Source organism: Streptomyces sp. NPDC059906, assembly GCF_042730645.1.
GTDB lineage: Bacteria > Actinomycetota > Actinomycetes > Streptomycetales > Streptomycetaceae > Streptomyces > Streptomyces rubrogriseus.
In genome coordinates, this window is the sequence record NZ_JBHWKU010000002.1 from 481,828 (window position 1) to 504,266 (window position 22,439).

General features: G+C 73.1%; 21 protein-coding genes. 12 read left to right on the forward strand and 9 right to left on the reverse strand.

All coding sequences use genetic code 11. From position 1 onward, the window contains the following. Nucleotides 1-27: 27 nt before the first annotated feature. From ACFV9J_RS05145 to ACFV9J_RS05155, 3 genes are all read right to left on the reverse strand, one after another. Nucleotides 28-612 carry a Uma2 family endonuclease gene (locus tag ACFV9J_RS05145; protein WP_385349981.1) on the reverse strand — a complete coding sequence of 195 codons (585 nt, stop codon included), beginning with the start codon at nucleotides 610-612 and terminating at the stop codon, nucleotides 28-30. Between the two features lie 210 nt (nucleotides 613-822). Further along, on the reverse strand, nucleotides 823-1,488 hold the full coding sequence (locus ACFV9J_RS05150; RefSeq protein WP_385349984.1) for a class I SAM-dependent methyltransferase: 666 nt from the start codon (nucleotides 1,486-1,488) through the stop codon (nucleotides 823-825). Nucleotides 1,489-1,682: 194 nt separating this feature from the next. Further along, on the reverse strand, nucleotides 1,683-2,117 hold the full coding sequence (locus ACFV9J_RS05155) for an Rrf2 family transcriptional regulator (protein WP_385349987.1): 435 nt from the start codon (nucleotides 2,115-2,117) through the stop codon (nucleotides 1,683-1,685). A 127-nt stretch (nucleotides 2,118-2,244) separates the two neighbouring features. Between ACFV9J_RS05155 and ACFV9J_RS05160 the strand changes: the two genes are divergently transcribed. The 4 genes from ACFV9J_RS05160 to ACFV9J_RS05175 all read left to right on the forward strand — a co-directional run bounded on the left by ACFV9J_RS05160 (nucleotide 2,245) and on the right by ACFV9J_RS05175 (nucleotide 6,129). Further along, nucleotides 2,245-2,982 (forward strand): SDR family NAD(P)-dependent oxidoreductase, encoded by a 738-nt coding sequence (locus ACFV9J_RS05160; RefSeq protein ID WP_385349990.1) that lies wholly within the window; start codon nucleotides 2,245-2,247, stop codon nucleotides 2,980-2,982. Nucleotides 2,983-3,280: 298 nt separating this feature from the next. Next, nucleotides 3,281-3,592, forward strand: coding sequence for a hypothetical protein (locus tag ACFV9J_RS05165; protein WP_217169916.1), 312 nt, complete (start codon nucleotides 3,281-3,283; stop codon nucleotides 3,590-3,592). Between the two features lie 9 nt (nucleotides 3,593-3,601). Further along, nucleotides 3,602-5,737, forward strand: a complete 2,136-nt coding sequence (gene malQ / locus ACFV9J_RS05170) for a 4-alpha-glucanotransferase (RefSeq protein WP_385349993.1) — start codon at nucleotides 3,602-3,604, stop codon at nucleotides 5,735-5,737. 98 nt (nucleotides 5,738-5,835) lie between these two features. Further along, nucleotides 5,836-6,129: a hypothetical protein gene (locus ACFV9J_RS05175; RefSeq protein ID WP_385349996.1), complete on the forward strand. Its 294-nt coding sequence runs from the start codon at nucleotides 5,836-5,838 to the stop codon at nucleotides 6,127-6,129. 128 nt (nucleotides 6,130-6,257) lie between these two features. Here the strand turns inward: ACFV9J_RS05175 and ACFV9J_RS05180 are convergent, their stop codons facing one another. Further along, entirely contained in the window at nucleotides 6,258-6,815 is a 558-nt protein-coding gene (locus tag ACFV9J_RS05180) for a TetR family transcriptional regulator (RefSeq protein ID WP_385349999.1), read from the reverse strand. Between the two features lie 130 nt (nucleotides 6,816-6,945). Here ACFV9J_RS05180 and ACFV9J_RS05185 point away from each other — a divergent pair, with 130 nt between their 5' ends. Beyond that, nucleotides 6,946-8,547, forward strand: coding sequence for an FAD-dependent monooxygenase (locus tag ACFV9J_RS05185; protein ID WP_385350002.1), 1,602 nt, complete (start codon nucleotides 6,946-6,948; stop codon nucleotides 8,545-8,547). A 25-nt stretch (nucleotides 8,548-8,572) separates the two neighbouring features. Here the strand turns inward: ACFV9J_RS05185 and ACFV9J_RS05190 are convergent, their stop codons facing one another. Beyond that, nucleotides 8,573-9,091, reverse strand: a complete 519-nt coding sequence (locus ACFV9J_RS05190; protein ID WP_385350005.1) for a MarR family winged helix-turn-helix transcriptional regulator — start codon at nucleotides 9,089-9,091, stop codon at nucleotides 8,573-8,575. A gap of 131 nt (nucleotides 9,092-9,222) precedes the next feature. On the opposite strand from ACFV9J_RS05190, the gene ACFV9J_RS05195 reads away from it, so the two are divergent. The 3 genes from ACFV9J_RS05195 to ACFV9J_RS05205 are packed head-to-tail and all read left to right on the forward strand — an operon-like array spanning nucleotide 9,223 to nucleotide 12,123. Continuing rightward, entirely contained in the window at nucleotides 9,223-10,185 is a 963-nt protein-coding gene (locus ACFV9J_RS05195; protein ID WP_385350007.1) for an EamA family transporter, read from the forward strand. A gap of 33 nt (nucleotides 10,186-10,218) precedes the next feature. Then, nucleotides 10,219-11,181: a DMT family transporter gene (locus ACFV9J_RS05200; protein ID WP_385350010.1), complete on the forward strand. Its 963-nt coding sequence runs from the start codon at nucleotides 10,219-10,221 to the stop codon at nucleotides 11,179-11,181. A gap of 9 nt (nucleotides 11,182-11,190) precedes the next feature. After that, nucleotides 11,191-12,123 carry a LysR family transcriptional regulator gene (locus ACFV9J_RS05205; RefSeq protein WP_385350013.1) on the forward strand — a complete coding sequence of 311 codons (933 nt, stop codon included), beginning with the start codon at nucleotides 11,191-11,193 and terminating at the stop codon, nucleotides 12,121-12,123. Here the strand turns inward: ACFV9J_RS05205 and ACFV9J_RS05210 are convergent. Then, nucleotides 12,099-12,425, reverse strand: coding sequence for a putative quinol monooxygenase (locus tag ACFV9J_RS05210; protein WP_385350015.1), 327 nt, complete (start codon nucleotides 12,423-12,425; stop codon nucleotides 12,099-12,101). The two genes, ACFV9J_RS05205 and ACFV9J_RS05210, sit on opposite strands and share 25 nt — an antisense overlap. A 63-nt stretch (nucleotides 12,426-12,488) precedes the next feature. Here ACFV9J_RS05210 and ACFV9J_RS05215 point away from each other — a divergent pair, with 63 nt between their 5' ends. Next, entirely contained in the window at nucleotides 12,489-12,842 is a 354-nt protein-coding gene (locus tag ACFV9J_RS05215) for a MerR family transcriptional regulator (RefSeq protein WP_385350017.1), read from the forward strand. A gap of 81 nt (nucleotides 12,843-12,923) precedes the next feature. On the opposite strand, the gene pepN is transcribed toward ACFV9J_RS05215, so the two are convergent. Beyond that, complete coding sequence (gene pepN, locus ACFV9J_RS05220; RefSeq protein ID WP_385350020.1) at nucleotides 12,924-15,494, reverse strand: aminopeptidase N; 2,571 nt, start codon at nucleotides 15,492-15,494, stop codon at nucleotides 12,924-12,926. A 112-nt stretch (nucleotides 15,495-15,606) separates the two neighbouring features. Here pepN and ACFV9J_RS05225 point away from each other — a divergent pair, with 112 nt between their 5' ends. After that, nucleotides 15,607-16,083, forward strand: a complete 477-nt coding sequence (locus tag ACFV9J_RS05225) for a DUF1203 domain-containing protein (RefSeq protein ID WP_385350023.1) — start codon at nucleotides 15,607-15,609, stop codon at nucleotides 16,081-16,083. 7 nt (nucleotides 16,084-16,090) lie between these two features. Here ACFV9J_RS05225 and ACFV9J_RS05230 read toward each other — a convergent pair whose 3' ends face one another. Further along, nucleotides 16,091-17,107 carry an aspartate-semialdehyde dehydrogenase gene (locus ACFV9J_RS05230; RefSeq protein ID WP_385350026.1) on the reverse strand — a complete coding sequence of 339 codons (1,017 nt, stop codon included), beginning with the start codon at nucleotides 17,105-17,107 and terminating at the stop codon, nucleotides 16,091-16,093. 266 nt (nucleotides 17,108-17,373) lie between these two features. Between ACFV9J_RS05230 and ACFV9J_RS05235 the strand changes: the two genes are divergently transcribed. Both ACFV9J_RS05235 and ACFV9J_RS05240 read left to right on the forward strand, forming a co-directional pair. Continuing rightward, nucleotides 17,374-17,910 (forward strand): RNA polymerase sigma factor, encoded by a 537-nt coding sequence (locus ACFV9J_RS05235; RefSeq protein WP_385350030.1) that lies wholly within the window; start codon nucleotides 17,374-17,376, stop codon nucleotides 17,908-17,910. 1 nt (nucleotide 17,911) lies between these two features. Then, a complete protein-coding gene (locus tag ACFV9J_RS05240; RefSeq protein WP_385350033.1) occupies nucleotides 17,912-18,808 on the forward strand; it encodes a hypothetical protein in 897 nt (298 codons plus the stop codon). 73 nt (nucleotides 18,809-18,881) lie between these two features. Here the strand turns inward: ACFV9J_RS05240 and ACFV9J_RS05245 are convergent, their stop codons facing one another. Next, the gene (locus ACFV9J_RS05245) at nucleotides 18,882-22,184 is read right to left on the reverse strand and encodes a S8 family serine peptidase (RefSeq protein ID WP_385350036.1); all 3,303 of its coding nucleotides are present in this window, start codon (nucleotides 22,182-22,184) and stop codon (nucleotides 18,882-18,884) included. Nucleotides 22,185-22,439: the final 255 nt, after the last annotated feature.

The window sequence follows — 22,439 nt, forward strand, 5'->3', positions numbered from 1 at the left end:
CCGCTTGCCCCCTGTCCCTGCTCCGGGTCAGCGCACCCAGTTCTTCAGCGGCTCGGTGTCCAGCGTGATCCCGACCGGCTCGGGCAGCGCGACCTCCTTGCCGAAGGGAAGCGTCTGCACGGTTTCGTACCGTCCCCCGTCCGGCCGGCTGTGCACCTTGACCTCACAGGTGTCCCGGTCGATCAGCAGATACACCGGGATCCCGGTCTCGGCGTAGGCCCGGGGCTTGTCGACCCGGTCACGCCGGTCGGTGTCCGAGTCGTACGAGGTGACCTCGACGACCATGAGGACGGGGGCGGGGTCGGCCCATTCGCCCTGGCCCACGAAGGCCTCAGCCGGGGCCAGCGAGCCGTCCGGCCGGGCTCGGCCGCCCCGGTATGCCTCGACCACCAGCCCCTGTGTCGGATCCAGCCACAGGTCGGGTCGGTGCTGCATGCAGATCCGCGTCAGCCATTGGATGACGCGTCCGTGGTCGCCGTCGGGCACGGCCTTCCCCCCAAGATGTCCGTTGATGAACTCGAGCCGCGCGCCTTCTATGCTCCGGTCGGCGTGGCGGGCGAGTTCCTCGAACTCGGTGACGAGCATCTGCGGCCTGTCGGCGGTCACGGTCACAAGGCTCCTCCGGATCTGCGGGGGTCCACACCCTCAGCGTAGGGGAGATCCGGCCGGTCAGGCGGGGCATCCCACTCGGCGTACACGGTCTTGCCGACGCTCCGCGGCTCCCGGCCCCACCGCGTGGCCAGCGCTCCCCGACGGGCCGACACTCCGTCTCGCGCCGCAGGCGTGGGCAAGGTTCGCGGCGGAGTTGGGGCGGCAGGCCGCTTAGGGACGGCACCAGGTGAGGGTGTAGCGCCAGAAGAGGCGTCGGCGCAGTCGGGCGCCGGGCAGAAGCGTGTGGGCCGCTTCGGTGATGTCGGAGAAGGGCATGTCGGCCGGGCGGGTCCGAGCGGTCATCGAGGTGGGCGGGGCGGCGGCCCGGCCCCTGTTCTTGAGCCACCCGAGGGCGGCGTTCGGGAGGACGGCGCCTGCGCCGAGCAGGTGGTCCGTGACGGTCCGCGGTCGGTAGAGGCCGACGGCGACCAGGGTGCCGCCGGGGGCCAGGTGCTCACGGAAGGTGTCGAGGGCCTCGGTGAACGGCAGGTGGTGGAGGGCGGCGACGCAGGTGATGACGTTGTGGGGTCCGGCGGGGAGGTCCGTCAGGGCATCGGCGACGGCGAAGGAGGCCGCCGTCGGCTCGGGAGTCAGCGCGCGTGCCTGTGCGGTGATCGCCGGATCCGAATCGACGCCGTGCACCGCGTCGGCCCGGGTGGCGAGCAGACGGGCCAGGTCACCGGTGCCGGAACCGACGTCCAGCGCGCTGCCGAACCGGCGAGGGAGCTGCCGCAGGATCCAGCGGTGGTAGTGGGCGTTGTGGTCCCAGGCGTGAGCGGCGTTGAACCGGTCGAGCGCCTGAACGAGGCGGTGCGGGGGCAAGCCGGCCAACGTCATGCTGTCCTCCGACGGCGAGGTGCTGTTGGTACAGCAGGATGCTCGAACCCGGGGAATGATTCCTGCACGGCCTCGGAACAGGAGCGGGCGCCGACCGCACGCCAGCCCCGCCGGGCACCCTTTCTGCCTTCGCGCAGCCTGAGAGCGCACAGCCGCTGTCGCCGCGCGTGCCAAGCCCGGGCGTGACGGGGAGGCTAGCGAGGTGTCGCGAGTACGTTCCGGAGTACGTCTTCGAGCGTGACGCGGGCCAGCTCGTGCCGCACGGTGTCCTCGATGCCCTCGTAGATGTCCTGCATCGCCGGCTGGATGCCGTGACCCACCACGCATCCCTGGTCCGGGGTGGTGCGGTGCATCGCGAACAGCGGGCCGGGTTCCACTGCCTCGTACACGTCGAGCAGGGTCATCGACCCCAGCTCGCGCGCCAGCGACCAGCCCGCGCCCACGCCCCGCCGGGACTCCACGAGCCCGGACCTGCGCAGCTCACCGAGCAGCCGTCTGATCACCACGGGGTTGGTGTTCGCGCTGGCCGCGATCTGCTCGGAGGTGGCGACCTCATGGCCCTGGCGCTGGTAGAGGCCGATCCAGGCCAGCGCGTGGGCGGCGATGGTCAGCCTGCTGTTGGCGCTCATGAGTCCCTCCTCCCGGCCGCAACGCTTCATGTTACGACGGCACAGTCGTAACAGCGAAGGTTGCGACAGGCTGTCGTAACAATTAGTGTTGCGACTACCTGAAGGATCGATCAACGAGGTGGGACGAATGGGCAAGTCACTCACGGGCAAGATCGCCGTGGTCACCGGGGGCAGCACCGGCATCGGATTCGCGACCGCACGCGCGCTCCGCGACGAGGGTGCCAGGGTTTTCGTCACCGGCCGCCGCAAGGGCGCGCTGGACGCCGCGACCGCCGAGCTTGGACCTGCCGTAACCGGCGTGGTCTGTGATGTTTCCGTGCCCGCGGACCTCGAAGCGTTCTACAGCGCCGTGCGCGAACAGGCCGGCCGCATCGACGTGCTGGTCGCCAATGCCGGCATCGGCGTCGCGGCTCCGTTCGGGGAGGTGACGGAGGAACTGATCGACTCGGTGTTCGCCGTCAACGTCAAGGGAACGATCTTCACCCTGCAGCAAGCGCTGCCGCTGCTCAGTTCCAATGCTTCGGTGATCCTCACGGGTTCGACCGCCTCGACACGGCCCACCCAGGGACTCGAGATCTACGCGGCATCGAAGGCCGCCATCCGCAACCTCGCCCGTGGCTGGGCCCTCAGCTCGCGCACGCACGGCTTCCGGGTCAACGTCGTGTCCCCGGGCGGGACGCGAACCCCTGGTCTGCTGGAGCTGGTCCCGCCCGAGGCTCTCCAGCAGGCCGAGGGCGAGGTCCCTCTCGGCCGGCTCGCCGAACCCGAAGAGATCGCCGCCCTGACGGCGTTCCTCGCCTCGGACGCGTCGAGTTTCGTCAATGGTGCCGAGTTCTTCGCCGACGGTGGTTACGCGCAGGTGTGACACTCACGCCGTCGCGTGCCCACGCCGCGGCGGCGTGTTGAAGAGGGGCGCGCATGTGCGACCGGTTTGGGCGATCCATGCGCGGGTTAGGTGATTTTTTGGCCGGTTCTGCGTCGATTCAGGAGAGGGCGGATGTGACCAGGGCCACGTTGGCGGTATTGGGGCGTCTGTCCTCGTGCGGACTGGGTAGGGGCTGCCGTAACTCGCCACAAGCGAGCTCGACACACCGCCCGACCCGGAGCCCGATGACGGGCCTGTTCCACCGTCCGACCCAGAGCCTGATCCAAAGGAGACCCCCGTGGCTGCACTGGCGCCCCTTCTGCTGCCGGCCCCTTCCAAACCCGTGGCGGAGCCGTCCACTCCCTGGGCGGAGCCCTCCGCCGCCTCCGAGACCCCGCACTACTGCGTCTTCGGCGCCACCGGCAGCTGCGCCGAGGCCCCGCTGACCAGCGAACCGCCGCTGCCCGACGCCGAGCCCCTCACCAGCGAGTCGCCGTTCGCCGACGCCGTACCGCTGACCAGCGAGTCCTCGCCCGAACTCACGGCCGACGTGCCGGAGCAGGGCGGCCCCTCCTTCGCCGTCCCCGTCCCGGAACCCACGAGGTCGTAGAGGAAGCAGATGCCCGCAGCCCAGCCGGCCGAGCCCCCCGCCGAGGACCTTCCCGAGGATCTGACCAGGCTCGCCGCCCTGCACGGCGTCGCCACCTCCTACCGCCCTTCCCCGGACCGCACCGTCCCGGCCACGGCCACCGCCGTCACCTTCGCGCTGGCCGCCCTCGGCGTGGACGCACGCACCCCCGGGGCCGTACGGGCCGCGCTCGCCGCCCGGGAGACCGAGCTGGGCGAACGGCTGCTCCCGCCCACCGTCGTCCGCTGGGACGGCGGCGGCACCCCGCCCGCGCCGCCCGCCCTGCCCGCGGGCACCCGGCTGCGCGTCGTGACCGATCAGGGCGAGCGCCGCGACGCGGCGGGACCGCTTCCGCACGGGGTCCACCGGCTGACCGCCACCGCGCCCGACGGGCGCACCGCCGAGGCCCACCTGATCGTCGCGCCCGCCCGGCTGCCCACCCCCGCCGCCCGCTCCCACGGGCTCCTCGTCCAGCTCTACTCCCTCCTCTCCCGCCGCTCCTGGGGCATGGGCGACCTCGGTGACCTCGGCGAACTCGCCGCCTGGGCCGGACGCGCCCTCGGCGCCGGATTCGTCCAGGTCAACCCGCTGCACGCGGGCGTGCCCGGCACCCCCACCGACCCCTCCCCGTACCGGCCGTCCTCGCGCCGCTTCCCCGACCCGGTGCACCTGCGGATCGAGGATGTGCCCGAGTTCGCGTACGTCGCCGACCCCGAGCGCGCCCGGGCCCTGCGGGACCGGGCCGGACGGCTGCGCGAGGGCGTGCTGGAGAAGGACGCCCTCATCGACCGGGACGCCGTGTGGGAGCTGAAGCGCGAGGCTCTGGAACTGCTCCACGAGGTCCCCCTCGGCCCCGGCCGCCGCGCCGCCTACTGCGACTACCTCGCCGAACAGGGCACCGCCCTGGAGGACCACGCCACCTGGTGCGCGCTCGCCGAGGTCCACGGCTCCGACTGGCACCAGTGGCCCGAGGGCCTGCGCCACCCCCGCTCGGCCGCGACCGACCGCGCCCGCGGCGAGCTGATGGACCGTGTCGACTTCCACTCCCGGCTCACCTGGCTCACCGACACCCAGCTCACCGCCGCCCAGCACACCGCCCGCGAGGCGGGCATGCCGGTCGGGATCGTCCACGACCTCGCCGTCGGCGTGCACCCGCGCGGCGCCGACTCCTGGGCCCAGCAGGAGTACTTCGCCGCCGGGATGTCGGTGGGAGCACCGCCGGACGCCTTCAACTCCCGCGGTCAGGACTGGGGTCTGCCGCCCTGGCGCCCGGACCGCCTGGCCGAGTCCGGGTACGCGCCCTTCCGTGAGCTGCTGCGCGGCCTGTTCCGGTACGCCGGGGCGCTGCGCGTCGACCACGTCATGGGCCTGTTCCGGCTCTGGTGGGTGCCCGAGGGCCGGCCGCCCACCGAGGGCACCTACGTCCACTACGACGCCGAGGCCATGCTCGCCGTCCTCGTCCTGGAGGCCCACCGGGCCGGTGCCGTCGTCGTCGGCGAGGACCTGGGCACCGTGGAGCCCGGGGTGCGCGAGGCGCTGCGCGAGCGCGGGGTGCTGGGCACCTCGGTGCTGTGGTTCGAGCGGGACTGGACCGGCGACGGCCGCCCCCTGCCGCCCGAGCGGTGGCGCGCCGACTGCCTGGCCACCGCCACCACGCACGACCTGCCGTCCACCGCCGCCCGCCTCACCGGCGAACACGTCGAACTCCGCGACCGCCTGGGCCTGCTCACCCGGCCCCTGGAGGAGGAACGCGCCGAAGCCGCCGCCGACACCGCGGAGTGGCTCGACGTCCTGGCCCGGCTCGGACTGCTGCGCGGCACGGGCGGCGACACCGGAACGCCCGCCGAGGAGGCGGAGATCCAGGCCGTGCACCGCTTCCTGCTGCGCACCCCCGCCCGCATGGCCGGCATCTGGCTCCCGGACGCCGTCGGCGACCGCCGCCCGCAGAATTTGCCCGGCACCTGGGACCAGTACCCGAACTGGCGGCTGCCCGTCGCCGACGCCGAGGGCCGCCCCGTGACGCTGGAGGAGCTGGCCGCCTCGCCCCGGCTGCACGCGCTGATCGACGTCGTACGCGATGCCGCACGCGCCGTCGTCGGGGAGCGCGGCGACGACCGGGACGGCTGAGCGGGACGGCTGAGCGGGACGGCCGCGCCGGACACCCGCGGACCCCGTACGGGCACCCCGGGCGCGCGGCCGCCCGGACCGTTCGCTAACTTGGCACCGTGGACAAGAAGAACGCCCTGCGCGCCGGCGCCCTGGCAGCCGGTACGACGCTGATGATGCTGCTCATGTCGTCCCCCGCGCTCGCGCTGACGCGCGACGACGGCGACGACCCCGGCACCGGCCTGAGCGTCGTCGAGACGCTGGGCCTCTACGTCCTGGCCCCGCTCGCGCTGTTCGCGATCATCGCGGGTCTGGTCATGGTCCTGGACCGGTCCCACCCGGACCACCGGGTGTCCGCTCCCGGTGCGAAGACCAAGGCCAAGGCCAAGGGCAAGGTCGCCGCGAAGGCCTGACCTCCCGCACCCCGCTTCACCGAGGGCGCCGCCCCCGCCGTACGTACGCGCGTCAGCCGTACGCCGACGGGGGCGGCGCCCTTCGGCGTTCCGGCCCAGGGTTCCGGCCCGGCGTTCCCGCGGCGCGGTCAGGGGCTCGGCGCTGTCAGATAGCGCTGGAGGGTGGGCCCCAGCCAGGCCACGACCTCCTCGCGGTGCAGCGCCACGGCCGGCGGGATGCGCAGCACGTACCGGGTGAGCGCCATGCCGAGCACCTGCGTCGCGACGAGCGCGGCCCGCGCGGGGGCCTGTTCGGGGTCCGGGCACACGCGTCGGGCGACCGGCAGGAACTGGTCGCGGAAGATGCCCTGCATGCGCTCGGCCCCGGCCTGGTTGGTGACCCCGACCCGGAGCAGCGCGGTGAGCACCTCGTCCTCCTCCCACCTGGCGAGGAAGTGGGTCACCAGGGCCCGCCCGACCTCTTCGCGCGGTCGCTCGGCCAGGTCGGGCAGTGCGAGGTCGACCGTCATGGCCGCCGCGAACAGGCCCTCCTTGTTGCCGTAGTAGCGCATCACCATCGAGGGGTCGATGCTCGCGTCCCGGGCGATCGCGCGGATGGTGGCCCGTTCGTAGCCGTCGGCGGCGAAACGGTCGCGGGCCGCGTCGAGGATCGCGGCGCGGGTGGTGTCGGAGCGTCTGGAAGACATGCCCACAAGCGTAGGCCAACACCTGTAGGCCAACAAGTGTTGACTTCACGTGCGGGGCGGTCCTACGGTGACAACAAGCGTTGGCAAACCGTTGTTGGCAAACAAGCGTTGGCATCGCAAGGAGGCCCAGATGAACGGCACTCGGCACCCGAACCCCCGCTCCGGCTCCCGCTCCGGCCCCGGCCCCGGCTCCGTGATCGTCGTCGGCTCGGGCCCCACCGGCCTGCTCCTGGCGGGTGACCTCGCCGCCGCCGGCATTCCCGTCACCCTCGTGGAGAAGCGCCCGCGCCGGATCAGCAACCTCTCCCGCGCCTTCGTCCTGCACGCCCGCACCCTCGAACACTTCGACGCCCGGGCCCTCGCCGACGAAGTGGAGGCCGTCGGCCGGCCCCTGGACCGCCTGCGCCTCTTCGGCCGCCTCACCGTCGACCTCGCCGACCTGCCCTCCCGTTTCCGCCACCTCCTGGTCCTCCCGCAGTACGAGGTCGAGAAGGTGCTGGAGCGGCGGGCGGTGGCGGCCGGCGTGGAGTTCCGCCACGAGACCGAGACGACCGGCGTGCGCCAGGAGCCCGCGGAGAGCGGAGCGGAGAGCGGAGCGGAGGGCGCCGTGACCGTCGAGGTCCGCGGCCCCGGCGGGGAGACGGAAACACTGCGGGCGGCCTACGTCGTGGGCGCCGACGGCATGCACAGCACCGTGCGCGAGGCGGTCGGCCTGCCCTTCCCCGGGCGGTCGGCCATCCGTTCCGTCGTCCTCGCCGACGTGCGCCTCGCCGAGCAGCCGGAGACGCTGCTGAGCGTCAACGCCGTCGGGGACGCCTTCGCGTTCCTCGCGCCGTTCGGCGACGGGTACCACCGCGTGATCGGCTGGCACCGCGGCCGGAACGTCCCCGACAGCGAGCCCCTCGGCCTCGACGAGGTCAAGGAGATCACCCGCCTCGCCCTCGGCCGGGACTTCGGGATGCACGACGCCCGCTGGATGTCCCGCTTCCACAGCGACGAACGGCAGGCGCCCGCCTACCGGGTGGGCCGCGTCTTCCTCGCCGGTGACGCCGCGCACGTGCACACCCCGGCCGGCGGCCAGGGCATGAACACCGGCCTCCAGGACGCGGCCAACCTGAGCTGGAAGCTGGCGGCCGTCCTGCACGGGCACGCCGGGCCCGAGCTGCTGGACACCTACCAGACGGAACGGCATCCCGTGGGCAGGGCGGTCCTGCGCAGCAGCGGCGGCATCGTCCGCCTCGCCATGGCCAAGCACCCCTGGACGCTGGCGCTGCGGGCGGTCCTCACCACCGTCCTCGACCACGTGGGCCCGGTCCGCCGCCGGGCGACCGGCCACATCACCGGCGTCGGGTTCCGCTACCCGGCCCCCCGCGGGTCCCACCCGCTCACCGGCACCCGCGTGCCCGACGTGGCCCTCGCGGGCGGCGGGCGACTGTACGAGACGCTGCGCGGCGGACGGTTCGTGCTGATCACCCCGTACGACCCGAACCCGGCCCCGAACCCGGCCCCGAACCCGGTCCCGAACCCGGCCCCGAACTCGGTCCCGAACCCGGTCCCTGACCCGGAGGCGTACCGCGCCACGTCCGGCCGTGAGGGCCGGCTGGCCGTGGCGCGCTGGGCGAGCGGGCGCCGTACGACCGTGCTGGTGCGGCCGGACGGGTACGCCGCCTGGGCGGCCGAGGACGCCGACGCGGCCCGCGTCGGGGCGGCGCTCGCCGCGCACGTGGGCTGAGGCGTGCCGCCCCGGGGCCCCTCGCCTACCGCTCGGTACCGGCGAGGAGGTCCCGCAGCAGGTCGGCCAGCTGACCGGCCCGTTCCGTGTCGAGGGAGGCCAGCGCCTCGGTCTGGGCGGCGAGGCCCGCGCCGACCGCCTCGTCGATCAGCTCAAGGCCCCGCTCGGTGAGGGTGACCTGCAGTCCCCGGCGGTCGTGCGGGTCGGGGGAGCGGCGCAGCAGGCCCGCCCGTTCCAGCTTGTCCAGCCGGCCGGTCATGCCGCCGGTGGTCAGCATCAGCGTGGCCGACAGCTGCCGCGGCGAGAGCGTGTACGGCTCCCCGGAGCGGCGCAGGGTGGCCAGGGCGTCGAACTCCCCGCGCGAGATGCCGAAGCGCTCGTACGCCTTCTCCATCCGGTCGCCCATCGCGCGCGCCAGCCGGAAGACCCGGCCGAAGACCTCCATGGCGGCCGTGTCCAGGTCGGGCCGCACCGCCGCCCACTGGTCGATGATCACGTCGACGGGGTCCTTGCGCGGCCCGGGCTGCGGGGGGCGTTCAGTCATGGGACGAGTATCGGGGCCGTTCCACTCGGCCGCAAGAAAGTGGCTTGACGGAAACTTGCTTAGAAGTAAGCTAGTGACTACTGAGCTTTTCGGTCGCCGAGCCTGCTTCGATCCCCGCGAAGGGTGCCCTCATGCCCGCCACCCGTCCCGCCCTCATCGCGCTCACCGCCCTCGCCCCTATCTCCTGGGGTACGACCTACGCCGTGACCACCGAGTTCCTGCCGCCGGACCGGCCCCTGTTCACCGGGCTGATGCGCGCCCTGCCGGCCGGGCTGCTGCTGCTCGCCCTCGCCCGGGTGCTGCCGCGCGGCGCCTGGTGGGGGAAGGCGGCGGTGCTGGGCGTGCTGAACATCGGGGCCTTCTTCCCGCTGCTGTTCCTCGCCGCCTACCGGATGCCCGGCGGGATGGCCGCCGTCGTCGGCTCGGTCGGCCCGCTCCTCGTCGTCGCCCTCTCGGCGCTCCTGCTCGGGCAGCGGCCCACCACCCGATCCGTGCTCACCGGCGTCGTCGCCGCGTCCGGCGTCAGCCTGGTGGTGCTGGACGCGGCCGGGGGGCTGGACGCGCTCGGCGTACTGGCGGCCCTCGCCTCCACCGCGTCCATGTCCACCGGCACCGTGCTCGCGGGGCGCTGGGGCCGCCCCGACGGCGTCGGCCCACTCGCCCTCACCGGCTGGCAGCTGACCGCGGGAGGCCTGCTCCTGGCACCGCTCGCCCTGCTGGTCGAGGGTGCCCCGCCCGCCCTGGACGGCCCGGCGATCGGCGGCTACGTCTACCTGGCGCTGGCCAACACGGCGCTCGCGTACTGGCTCTGGTTCCGAGGCATCGGCCGGCTCTCGGCGACGCAGGTCACCTTCCTCGGCCCGCTCTCGCCGCTGACCGCCGCCGTGATCGGCTGGGCGGCGCTCGGCGAGGCGCTCGGCCCGGTGCAACTGGCGGGGATGGCGCTGGCGTTCGGAGCGACCCTGGCGGGCCAGACGGTGCCGAGCGCGCGGCGCACGGCGCCGGTCGCCGCGGGTACCGGACCTTTCAGTCCTGCTTCACGGAATGGTCGAAAAGATTCGATGGACCTGACGGGTACGGCCCTGCGACGGTAGGCCCGCCAGGCCTCCGACCAGCAAAGGACCTCCGTGGCCACAGCCGCCCGACGTACCGCCCACCGCACCGCCACCCGGATCGCCCCCCGACGAACCCCCGGGGCGCAGCCGACGGCGCCCGTCGCCCTCGGCCTCGCGCTCGCCGTGCTCGCCACCCTCGTCTGGTCCGGCAGCTTCGTCACCTCGCGGGCCCTCGGCGACAGCGTGCCGCCCGTCCAGCACGCGTTCTGGCGCTGGGTGGTGGCCCTCGCCGTCGTCGCCCCCTTCGGTGCCCGGCGGGCCTGGCGGCAGCGCGGGCTGATCCGCCGCCACCTCGGCTACGTGGTCCTCGCCTCCCTGCTCGGCGTGACCGTCTACAACACCCTCGTCAACCAGGCCGGTGTCACCACCCCCGCCGCCAACATGGGCATGATCATGGCGGCGTCCCCAGTGCTCATGGCCCTCTACGAGCGGGCGGGCGGGGTGCGGCTCGGCGCCCGCCGGGTCGCCGGGCTGACCGTCGCCTGCGCGGGCGTCCTGCTGCTCGTCGGAGGGGACGGCGCGTCCTTCTCGGCCGGCGACCTGTGGATGATCGCCGCCGCCTGCTGCTTCGGGTCGTACAGCGCGCTGCTGCGCCGCAGGCCCGTGGGCCTGGACGGCGCGGGCTTCCTGTTCACCACCTTCCTCGTCGGCACCGTCCTGCTGCTGCCCGCGCAGGGCGTCAGCCTCGCCGTCCAGGGCGGCTTCCACCCGACACCGGGCACCGTCTGGCCGCTCCTCTACGTCGGCGTCGCCTCCTCCGCCGTCGCCTTCTTCGCCTGGAACAAGGCGATCTCCCTGATCGGACCGTCCCGCGCCGGCGTCGTCTACTACCTCCAGCCGGTGTGCGTCGCCCTGCTGTCCTGGGCCCTGCTCGCCGAGCCCACCGGCTGGGCCCAGGCGGGCTGCATGGCGCTGATCCTCGGTGGCGTCGTCCTCGGCGCGGGGGCCCGCCGGCAGGTCGCGGGGCCCCGGTAGGTTGCCGCCATGGCCGACTGGGACATCCGCAAGCTGCACATCCTGCGGACGCTGCGCGAGAAGGGCACGGTGACCGCGACGGCCGAGGCGCTGCACATGACGCCGTCCGCCGTCTCCCAGCAGCTGACGAACCTCTCCAAGCAGCTCGGCGTGGAGCTGCTCCAGGCCCACGGCAGAAGGGTCCGGCTGACGGACGCGGCCCGGCTGGTGCTGCGGCACGCCGAGGCGGTGTTCGAGCAACTGGAACGCGCCGACGCCGAGTTGGCCGCCCACCTCCGCGGCGAGGCGGGCGAGGTCCGGGTCGGCGCCTTCTCCACCGCCGTACCCGCCCTGGTCGTACCGGCCGTCACCGCCCTGCGCGCCACGCGCCCGGGGATCGCGGTGCGGGTGCGGGAGGCCGAGGCGCAGGAGGCGTACGAACTGCTGGCCGCCGGGGAGGTGGACCTCGCCCTGTCGCTGGCCGCCCAGGCGCCGAGCGCCGTCGACCCGCGCTTCACCCGCGTCCCACTGCTCGCCGACCCGCTGGACGTCGCCCTGCCCTGCGACCACCCGCTGGCCCGCGCGGAGCGGCCGCGGCTGGCCGACCTCGCCGCCGAACCGTGGATCTTCGGCGCCAGCGGACCCTGGTCCGACATCACCCGCGGCGCCTGCGAGGCCGCCGGGTTCCGGCCGCACCAGGCCCACGCGGCGGCCGGCTGGCCGGCGATCCTCGCCATGGTCGGGGCGGGCATGGGCGTCGCCCTGGTCCCGCGCATGGCGGCGGTGCCCCGGGACGGCGTGGCGATGCGCGAACTGCGCGCGGACCGCCCCGTCCGGCACGTGGTCGCGGCCGTGCGCAGGGGCGCGGAGGAGGGGACGGCGGTGGGCAGGGTGCTGGACGCGCTGCGGACGTCCGCCGCATCCCGCCCCGGCGGGTCTCAGGCCGCGCCGGCCGACGGGTAGGCGCTCAGCATGGTGTCGAAGTACCCCTCCACCTCGCCCTCCAGATACTCCGGCAGGTGGTCGAGGAACGCCCGCAGGGCCGGGAGGGCGTTGTGCCGGTCCAGGTCGGCCTGGGAACGCCAGACCTCGTAGAGGAAGAACCGGCCGTCCTCGTGCTCGTGCAGGTGGTACTGGAGGTTGCCCTCCTCCCGCCGGGTGGGCTCGACGAGGGAGGTGAGGATCCGTCTGACCTCGTCGGCGCGTTCCGGCCTGGGGCGCAGGAAGCCGTACAGGGACAGGGGCGTTCGCGGTGTGGTCGTCATGCGTCGACCGTAGGATCTCCCACCGGTGTGAGATTCAAGGCGGTCGACTGTGAGGTGGGGCACATGAGGATCGGCGAGCTGGCCCGGGCGACCGGGGTGAGCGTCCGTCTGCTGCGGTACTACGAGGAGCAGGAGCTGCTCTCCCCGCAGCGCGCCCCGGGAGGCCACCGCCGCTACCCGGCCGAAGCGGTCACCGAAGTCGCGCGCATCCGCACGCTGCTGGCCGCCGGGCTCCCGACGAGGGTCATCCGCGAACTCATCCCGTGCGTCCTGGGCGACGGCCCCGAGGTCGACGTCTGCGTGCAGGACCGGCTGCGCGAGCAACTGGCCGATCTGGACGCGCGGATCGCGCGCATGCAACAGGCCCGCACGTCGCTCGGCGCACTCCTGGACGCCTCCGTCCGCGCGGCGGCCTGAAGCACCGGCACCGGCACCGGCACGGGCACGGGAAGGGGCGCCCAGTGTGACACCGGGCGCCCCTCGTACGTGCTGACCTGCCTACTCGGCCGCCGCGTCGGCGGCCTGTGCCTTCAGCGCGCGCTCGATGCCCGAGCGGGACTCCGAGACCAGGCGGCGCAGGGCCGCGTTCGGCTCGGCGGAGGCCAGCCACGCGTCCGTGTGGTCCAGGGTCTCCTGGGACACCTGCACCGCCGGGTACAGGCCGACCGCGATCTGCTGGGCCATCTCGTGCGAACGGGACGCCCAGACGTCCTTCAGCGCCTCGAAGTACCGCTCCGTGTACGCCGCCAGCAGCTCGCGCTGGTCGGTCTGGACGAAGCCGGCGATGACCGCCTCCTGGACGGCGTTCGGCAGCTTGTCGGACTCCACGACCGACTCCCAGGCCTCCGCCTTGGCCGCCTCGGTCGGGCGGGCGGCACGCGCGGTGGCGGCGTGGCGCTCACCGGCGGCCGTCTTGTCCCGCTCGTACTCGCTCTGGATCTCCGAACCGCCGAACCGGCCCACCGCCGCGAGCCGCTGCACGAACGCCCAGCGCAGCTCGGTGTCGACGGCCAGGCCCTCGATCGTCTGCGTGCCGTCGAGCAGCGCGTCCAGCAGATCCAGCTGCTCCGGCGTCCGCGCCGTCGCCGCGAACGCCCGCGCCCACGCCAGCTGGTGGTCGCCGCCCGCCTCGGCCGCCCGCAGGTGGGCCAGCGTGGCCTCGGTCCAGCGGGTGAGCAGCGCCTCGCGGGCGGTCGGGGCGGCGTACTGGTCGATGGCCAGCTTCACCTGGCGGTGCAGCGACTGCACGACACCGATGTCGGACTCCTTGCCGATGCCGGACAGGACCAGGGAGAGGTAGTCGCGGGTGGCGAGTTCCGCGTCCCGGGTCATGTCCCACGCCGACGCCCAGCACAGGGCGCGGGGGAGCGACTCCGTGAAGTCGCCCAGGTGCTCGGTGACCACGGCGAGCGACTGCTCGTCCAGGCGGACCTTGGCGTACGACAGGTCGTCGTCGTTGAGCAGGAGCACCGCCGGGCGGGCCTTGCCGACCAGCTGCGGTACGGCCGTCAGCTCGCCGTCCACGTCCAGCTCGACGCGCTCGCCCCGCACCAGCTTGCCGCCCGCGTCGAGGTCGTAGGCGCCGATCGCGATGCGGTGGGGGCGGAGGGTCGGCTCGCCCTTCGCGCCCGCCGGGAGTGCCGGGGCCTCCTGGCGGATGGCGAAGGAGGTGATGACACCGTCGGCGTCGGTCTCGATCTCCGGGCGGAGCACGTTGATGCCGGCCGTCTCCAGCCAAGCCTTCGACCAGGTCTTCAGGTCGCGCCCCGAGGTCTCCTCCAGCGCGCCCAGCAGGTCGGACAGGCGGGTGTTGCCGAACGCGTGCCGCTTGAAGTACGCCTGCACGCCCCGGAAGAACGCGTCCTCACCGACGTACGCCACGAGCTGCTTGAGGACGCTGGCGCCCTTGGCGTACGTGATGCCGTCGAAGTTGACGAGCACGTCGTCCAGGTCGCTGATGTCCGCCATGATCGGGTGCGTGGACGGCAGCTGGTCCTGCCGGTAGGCCCAGGTCTTCATCTGGTTGGCGAACGTCGTCCACGAGTGCGGCCACTTCGAGCCCGGCGCGTCGGCCTGGCAGGCGGCCTCGGCGTAGGTGGCGAACGACTCGTTCAGCCACAGGTCGTTCCACCACTCCATGGTGACCAGGTCGCCGAACCACATGTGCGCCAGCTCGTGCAGGATCGTCGCCGCCCGCACCTCGTACGCGGCGTCCGTCACCTTGGAGCGGAAGACGTACTGGTCGCGGATGGTCACCGCACCCGCGTTCTCCATCGCGCCCGCGTTGAACTCCGGCACGAAGAGCTGGTCGTACTTCTTGAACGGGTACCGGTAGTCGAACTTCTCCTGGAACCAGTCGAAGCCCTGCCGGGTGACCTCGAAGATCGCGTCCGCGTCCAGGTGCTCGGCCAGCGAGGGACGGCAGTAGATCCCGAGCGGGACGGACTGGCCGTCCTTCTCGTACACGCTGTGCACCGAGTGGTACGGGCCGACGATCAGCGCCGTGACGTACGACGAGATGCGCGGGGTCGGCTCGAACTCCCAGACGCTGTCCTTCGGCTCGGGCGTCGGCGAGTTGGAGATGACCGTCCAGCCCTCGGGGGCCTTCACGGTGAACTGGAACGTCGCCTTCAGGTCCGGCTGCTCGAAGCTCGCGAAGACCCGGCGCGCGTCCGGCACCTCGAACTGCGTGTACAGGTACGCCTGGTCGTCCACCGGGTCGACGAACCGGTGCAGGCCCTCACCGGTGTTGGTGTACGCGCAGTCGGCGGCCACGCGCAGGATGTTGCGCCCCGGCAGCAGGCCCGGCAGGGCGATGCGGGCGTCCTGGAACACCTCGGCGGCATCGAGGGTGTCGCCGTTCAGCGTCACCTCGTGGACCGTCGGCGCGACCAGGTCGATGAAGGACTCGCCGCCGCCCTCGGCGACATCGAAGCGCACCGTGGTCACGGACCGGTAGGTGCCGCCCTCCTGCGCGCCGGTGAGGTCGAGATCGATCTCGTACGAGTCAACGGTCAGCAGCGTCGCCCGCTGCCGCGCCTCTTCGCGAGTCAGGTTTGTGCCAGGCACGCGGTCATCTCCTCGTTATGTGTCGGTTGCGCCATCCTTCCACGTGGCCGGGACGGAACGCGATGTCCATTTCCCGCCGGTGCGCGACGCGCCCGCGCGCGAGCCTGGACCCATGAACGGCTACACCGCACACCCCATCCCGCCGACCGTCCTCGAGGAACTCCGCGCCGCCGACGACGCGGGCCGCGTCCCCGCCCCCGCGACCGACGAGGAGGGCGGCGCCCCGCTGCGCTGCTGCCTGCGCCGCAGCGGCCCCGGCGAGCGGATCGCGCTGGTCTCCTACGCCCCGCTGCGCCGCTGGGCGGCACGCACGGGCGCCGACCCGGGCGCCTACGACGAGCAGGGGCCGGTCTTCGTCCACGCCGAGGAGTGCGCGGGTCCGCAGACGGACCGTCTCCCCTTCACCAACTCGCACCGGACCCTGCGCCGCTACTCCGGCGACGGGCACATCCTGGGCGGGCGGCTGATCGGTGACCCCGGCGCCTTCGGGTACGCCCTCCGGGAAGCGCTCGACGACCCGGCCGTGGCGTTCGTCCACGTCCGGGCCGTCGAGTACGGCTGCTTCCTCTACGAGGTCACCAGGAGCTAGGGGTCCTTCAGCCCTTCAGCTCCGCCGCCACCAGCTCCGCGATCTGCACCGCGTTCAGGGCCGCGCCCTTGCGCAGGTTGTCGTTGGAGACGAACAGGGCGAGGCCGTTGTCCACGGTCTCGTCCTGGCGGATCCGGCCCACGTACGACGGGTCCTGACCGGCCGCCTCCAGCGGGGTCGGCACCTCGGTGAGCGCCACGCCGGGGGCACCGGCCAGCAGCTCCTTGGCGCGCGCCACGCTGATCGGGCGGGCGAAACGGGCGTTGATCTGCAGGGAGTGGCCGCTGAAGACGGGCACGCGCACACAGGTGCCGGACACCTTCAGCCCCGGGATCTCCAGGATCTTGCGGGACTCGTTGCGGAGCTTCTGCTCCTCGTCCGTCTCGTGCAGGCCGTCGTCGACGATGGAACCGGCCAGCGGCAGCACGTTGTACGCGATGGGCGCCACGTACTTGTCCGGCTTCGGGAACTCGACCGCCGAACCGTCGTGGGTCAGCTTGGGGGCGTCCGCGCCGACCTTCTGGACCTGCTCGAACAGCTCGTCCACGCCGGCCAGGCCGGAGCCGGACACCGCCTGGTAGGTGGCGACGACGACCGCCTCCAGGCCCGCCTCCGCGTGCAGCGGGCGCAGCACCGGCATCGCGGCCATCGTGGTGCAGTTCGGGTTGGCGATGATGCCCTTGGGACGGTCGGCGATCGCGTGCGGGTTCACCTCGGAGACCACCAGCGGGACCTCGGGGTCGCGGCGCCAGGCGGAGGAGTTGTCGATCACGACGGGGCCCTGCGAGGCGACCTTTTCGGCCAGCGCCTTGGAGGTGGCGCCGCCCGCCGAGAACAGCACGATGTCCAGCCCGGAGTAGTCGGCGGTGGCCGCGTCCTCCACCGTCACGCCGTCCAGCTCCTTGCCGGCGCTGCGCGCCGAGGCGAACAGGCGCAGCTCGGTGACGGGAAAGTCGCGCTCCGTGAGGATCCCGCGCATGACCGTGCCCACCTGACCGGTGGCTCCGACGATTCCGACCCTCACGGTGACTCCTTCTCCGTTTGTACGCGTGTCCTCACGCGCGCTTTGCTCGGCCGAGACTTTTCCATCATGGGGCGAAGCCCGGCCCGCCTGTCCAATCCTTTGCACGGTGTTCCCGCACCTTGGGACGCGGTGGCTCGGTCCGCCCCTGCCCATCCCTTCCCGCCCCACACGACGATGTGACGTACGCCTCGCGCCGAAAGGCGGCCGTCCGGGCGAACGTTTCGGGCTGCTCGCGCGTCCTAGGGGAAACGTGGCCGGGGGAGGAAATGGCTTTGCTGCGCAGAAGGGCCCGCCGCGGCCAGGGGGACGACGTACGCGACGACCCCCTGGACGCGGCACAGGAACGCCGGGTGCGGGCGGTGCTCGCGCTCGGCGGGGTGCCGCAGGCGGACCTGCCGGACGGGGTGCAGCAGGTCCGCCTGCGGCTGCTGGAGCGGACGGCCAGTGGCCGCGAGGCGCCCCGCGACGTGTCGGCCTGGGCGGCGGTCGTCGCCTCCAACCTGGCCATGGACTGGCACCGGGCCAGACGCCGCCAGGACCGGCTCGGGGAACGCCTGGCCGCGTTGCGCCAGACGGAGCACCCCGGTGACGAGGACACCAGCGTCCTGTCCCTCGCCGTCGCGCAGGGCCTGGACGAGCTGCCGGACGCCCAGCGCCAGGTCCTCGTCCTGCGCTTCTACGCCGACCTGCCGGTGCGCGGCATCGCCGAGGAGCTGGGCATCCCCGAGGGCACGGTCAAGAGCAGGCTGCACACGGCGGTCCGGGCCCTGCGCGCCCGCCTGCACGAGGACGAGGTGGTGTGAGATGGCCGCCGAACAGCACCCCGGTGGGTACGACGACGGGTACGACGCGCTGATGGCCGTGATCACGGGCGAGCCGCTGCCGCCGGACGCGGGGGCGGACGCCCGGGGCGAGTACCGGGCGGCGACGGCCGACGTGGCGCTGCTGCGGGAGCAGCTCAACCTGATCGGCGACGCCCTGGGCGACAGCGACACCGTCCCGGAAGATCGCCCGGCCCCGGCCCCGGCTCCGGCTCCGGCCCCGGCTCCGGCTCCGGCTCCGGCCCCGGCTCCGGCTCCGGCCCCGGCTCCGGCTCCGGCCCCGGCTCCGGCTCCGGCCCCGGCTCCGGCTCCGGCCCCGGCTCCGGCCCTGGCTCCGGCCCCCGTCCGGGCCCCGGCAGAACGCCGCCGCCCCTTCCGTCTCGCGCTGGGCGTCCTCGCGGCGGCCTGCGCGGGGGTCCTGGTCACGGGCCTGGGCTGGCTGGTCGTGCAGGGCGGCAGCGGTGCCTCCGACGACGCGGCGAGCGGCAGCGCGGCCGACAGGTCCGCGGTGCGGCCGGGCAGCCCCTCCGCGGGCCAGGAGGCCGCCGTCGTCTTCGGCACCCCCCGCTACCTCGCCTGCGCCCGGCTGGTCGCCGAGGGCACGGTGACCGCGGCCGAACCGGTACCGGGCACCGCACGGCACCGGATCACCCTCCGCGTGACGCACGCCTACGCACCCGCCGGGAGCACCGGGCCGACGACGGCGTTCGTCCTGGACGACACCCTCGCCCGCCTCGCCCCCGGCGACCGGGTGCTGGTCGGCGCCCTGCGAGACCGGCCCACCGCGGACACGGTGATCACCGGCGACCGGAACATCGCCACCGCCCGCGCCTGGATCACCGCCTCCCTCCCCGAGTCCCGCACCCTCACCTGCGACTGACCCACCCGGGGTAAGCGAAAGGGGCGGGCGCCCGGCAAAGGCGCGCCCGCCCCCTCCTGCGTACCGCACCGGACTACGGCACGACCTTCCCGATCCGTACGCTGCCCAGGCCCGCGACCGTGCCGTGGGTGTTGACCAGCTGGACGCGGCCGAAGAACTCGCGGCCCTCGGGCGCGGCGGCCAGGGCCGTGACACTGCCCTTCACCGTCGCCGAGTCGCCCGTGCCGAGCTTCACCTTCGCCGAGTCGTCCACCGTCACCGAGCCGAGCGTGGCGGCGAAGTACACGTCCCGGTAGTCGTACTCCGTGCTGCCCGACGGCACCGAGTAGCCCGCGACCTCGACGGTGTACGTGCCGGCGGCCGGCTTCGCGACGGAGACCGACTCCTCCGAGTCGCCGTCGGCGGACTGGGCGACGACGGCGCCGTCCTCGCCGTAGACCGTCAGGTCCAGGTCGGCGGCCGCGTCGGAGACGCCCCCGATGGCGACGTCCAGCGACTGGGCGCCCTCGGGCACCTCGATCGTGGAGGTGGCCGTCTCACCCTGCTTGATCGTCGGCCGGGAGGTCTCGGAGGAGCCGAGCGGGCCGCCGACCAGCTTGCCCTCCAGCGCGGCGTACTTGTTGGTCACCGTCCAGGAGGCGTCGGCCGGGGTACCGGCCTTGGCCTCGGGCACGGTCACGACCTCCGGGTCGAAGTCCGCGCCGAGCACGGTGACGTCCAGCTCGTAGGGGTTGTCGAGCAGCGGCGACGTGCGCCGGGCCTCGACCTCGACCTCCCAGACACCCGGCTGCGGGTCCGCGTACGCACGCACGTCGGGGCGGCAGCCGTTGCCGTCGAGGTAGTTGTTGTAGCAGTACGGCGTCGAGGTGTTGTCGGACGGGACGCCGTACGGGTGGATGGAGATGAACCGGGTCTGGCTCTCGCCCTTGAGCCCGCCGATCGCCACCTCCAGCGCCTTCGCGCCCTCGGGGACGGTCACGAAGTACGACGTGGTGTCGTTGCGCTGCACCGAGTTCTTCGCGGAGAAGTCGTACTTCAGCGGGGCGGAGACGACGACCGTGGTCAGGACCTGCTTGTCGACGCCCCGGGTGCGCGGGTCGTCGACCTCCAGGATCGCGCTCTTGAGACCGGCGGAGCCGGGGCGCGCCTCGACCTTGACGGTGACCGGCTCGTTCAGCGGCAGGTACACCGTGTCCCGGCCGACGATCCGGAAGGTGTGGCCCGCGTTGTTCTCGAAGTCCAGCTCGTGCCGGACCGGCCGGTCGGCGCCGGTGGTGCGGGTGAGCGTGATCTCGTACGTCTTCTTCTGCCCGGCCTTCAGGCCGCCCTCGCGGTCGTAGAGGCCGGTGCCGTAGCCCGGCGTCTCGAGGAACTGGTCGATCGCGGTGTCGACCGGCGCCTTGACCGTGTACTCGTGGGCGTTCGCGCCGCGCCGGATCGACTTCCAGGCGTCGGGGACGTCGATCAGACCCGCGCCCTCCTCGTACGCCTGCACGCCCCTGATGTGGTCGGCGGTGGAGGTCAGCGCCGTGCGCAGCTTCGCCGGGGTGAGGTCGATGCGGGCCTGCTTCGCCGCCGAAAGGAGCAGCGCCGAGGCGCCCGCGGCCTGCGGGGACGCCATCGAGGTGCCCTGGAGCATGCCGTAGCCGGCCGGGAGGTCGTAGCCCGCCTCGGGGACCGGGGCGCCCGGCATCCAGGTCTGGATGGAGTTGACCGCGGCGCCGGGCGCGGTCAGCGTCGGCGTGAAGCCGCCGTCCTCACGCGGACCGCGCGAGGAGAACGGCATCATCTGGTACTTGGTCCTCACCTGGGAGCCGTAGTTGGCGGCCCAGGTCTCGCGGGAGATGGAGGCGCCGACCGAGATCACCTTGTCGGCGAGGCCGGGGTCGCCGATGGTGTTGGCGCCGGGGCCGGAGTTGCCCGCGGAGATGACGAGCTGGACGCCGTAGGTGTCGATGAGCCGGGTGTACAGCTCGGCGCGGGCGTTGTTGCCGTCGTTGAGGGCGGGCAGTCCGCCGATCGACATGTTGACGATGTCGACGCCGCGGTTGACGACGAGGTCGATCATGCCCTCGGTGAGCGCGACGTTGGTGCAGCCGCCGCTCCAGGTGCACGCGCGCGAGGAGACGATCTGCGCGCCGGGGGCGGCACCGTCCATCCGGCCGCCGAACAGGCCGTTGGCGGCGGCGAGTCCGGCCACGTGCGTGCCGTGCTCGGACTCGATGACGCCGATGTTGACGAAGTCCGCCTTGGTGCCCGCGGAGTTGTAGACGACGTCCTTGCGGATCTCGACCACGAAGGGCTGGCGCTCGGCCACGTCCGTCTTCGGGTCGTCGGTGCCGAAGTAGCCGACCTGGAAGCCGTCCTTGTAGGGCTTCATCGGGGTGTCGTCGGAGAAGTCGTGGTTGTCGTTCAGGTCGACGCGGACCGTGCCGGTCTTCGCGTCGTACAGGACGCCCCAGGAGTCCGTGGTGTCGCCGTCCCGGTTGGCGTCGCCCGCGGCGTCACCGCCGGTGGTGTACGACTCCAGGAAGGTGCTGACCCGGTACGCGCCCGCGGGCGCCGTCCAGGTCTGCCCGCCGTAGGTGAAGGTGGGCCCGGAGACCGAGGTGGTCATCGGGCGCCAGGTGCGGTCGCCCTCGACGACCGGGTCGGTGGCGGTGACCCAGTCGACGATCTTGCGCTCGCCGGTGGTGGTCTTCTGCAGCGCCGGGTGGCCGAGGTCGACGCCGGAGTCGAGGATGCCGATGGTGACGCCGCGGCCGTCCGACCTCGGGTACTTCTTCACGAAGTCGACGGCGCCCGTCTCGAAGGACGGGTTGTACGGGTTCTTCGCCGGGGTCCAGCGGTTCGGGCCGCGGTAGTGGTTCCGGCCCTGGTGCGAGGCGCCGCCCTTCGCCATGTCCGCGCTCGGCGTCGGGTCGTCCAGCGGGATCTCCTCGCGCAGGTCGATGCCGTGGACGGAGGAGAGCTTCGCGGCGGCGGCGATGGCCGAGTCCGCCTTGGCGGTGGGCACGGTGGCGCGCACGTAGCCCAGCTCGTCGTAGGTGCGGCCGACGGTGCCGCCGGAGACCGCGTCCAGCTCCTTGGCCACCTGCTCGGTCCGGCCCGGCGCGGTGGCGACCATCATCGTGACGTTCTTCTCGCCGTCGGCCTTCGCCTCGGCGAGCAGGTCCGCGTCGTCGGAACCGAGCTTGTCGTGGGCGGACTTGACGGACGCGTCGACGGGCGGCGCGGTCGTCGCGGGCCCGTCGGCGGCGAGGGCCACGGGCACCGGCCCGACGGCGGCGAGCGCGGCGGCGAGACCCGTGGCGAGGGCCAGGCGGGCCGCGCGTCTCGCGCCCGGTATCGGTTCGCGCTGGGGGCTGTTGGTCATCGGCATCCCTTGGGGTGAAGGAACGAGCGGTACGACCAAGGCCGACCGGCCCTGGCCGAGGCAGTCCGGAATCCGATCCCGGACGACCGCTCAGCTTTACTCAAGAGATCACTGATTGGGGAGAGTTGTCCGGGACGGGATGAAGCCATGGCGTACTTCCGCCATGCGCCATCGGGGACACAAGGGGCGGGTCATGACAATCCCGTTTCCCGTCCCCACCTCCCGTCCCCGGCCTCCGGTCCCCGTCACCCGCCG

Coding starts and splice junctions, on each gene's coding strand:
- ACFV9J_RS05150 (WP_385349984.1), bottom strand. CDS start 1,488: ATGACGTTGGCCGGCTTGCCCCCGCACCGCCTCGTTCAGGCGCTCGAC.
- ACFV9J_RS05155 (WP_385349987.1), bottom strand. CDS start 2,117: ATGAGCGCCAACAGCAGGCTGACCATCGCCGCCCACGCGCTGGCCTGG.
- ACFV9J_RS05160 (WP_385349990.1), top strand. CDS start 2,245: ATGGGCAAGTCACTCACGGGCAAGATCGCCGTGGTCACCGGGGGCAGC.
- malQ (WP_385349993.1), top strand. CDS start 3,602: ATGCCCGCAGCCCAGCCGGCCGAGCCCCCCGCCGAGGACCTTCCCGAG.
- ACFV9J_RS05180 (WP_385349999.1), bottom strand. CDS start 6,815: ATGTCTTCCAGACGCTCCGACACCACCCGCGCCGCGATCCTCGACGCG.
- ACFV9J_RS05185 (WP_385350002.1), top strand. CDS start 6,946: ATGAACGGCACTCGGCACCCGAACCCCCGCTCCGGCTCCCGCTCCGGC.
- ACFV9J_RS05190 (WP_385350005.1), bottom strand. CDS start 9,091: ATGACTGAACGCCCCCCGCAGCCCGGGCCGCGCAAGGACCCCGTCGAC.
- ACFV9J_RS05195 (WP_385350007.1), top strand. CDS start 9,223: ATGCCCGCCACCCGTCCCGCCCTCATCGCGCTCACCGCCCTCGCCCCT.
- ACFV9J_RS05205 (WP_385350013.1), top strand. CDS start 11,191: ATGGCCGACTGGGACATCCGCAAGCTGCACATCCTGCGGACGCTGCGC.
- ACFV9J_RS05210 (WP_385350015.1), bottom strand. CDS start 12,425: ATGACGACCACACCGCGAACGCCCCTGTCCCTGTACGGCTTCCTGCGC.
- ACFV9J_RS05215 (WP_385350017.1), top strand. CDS start 12,489: ATGAGGATCGGCGAGCTGGCCCGGGCGACCGGGGTGAGCGTCCGTCTG.
- ACFV9J_RS05225 (WP_385350023.1), top strand. CDS start 15,607: ATGAACGGCTACACCGCACACCCCATCCCGCCGACCGTCCTCGAGGAA.
- ACFV9J_RS05235 (WP_385350030.1), top strand. CDS start 17,374: ATGGCTTTGCTGCGCAGAAGGGCCCGCCGCGGCCAGGGGGACGACGTA.
- ACFV9J_RS05240 (WP_385350033.1), top strand. CDS start 17,912: ATGGCCGCCGAACAGCACCCCGGTGGGTACGACGACGGGTACGACGCG.
- ACFV9J_RS05245 (WP_385350036.1), bottom strand. CDS start 22,184: ATGACCAACAGCCCCCAGCGCGAACCGATACCGGGCGCGAGACGCGCG.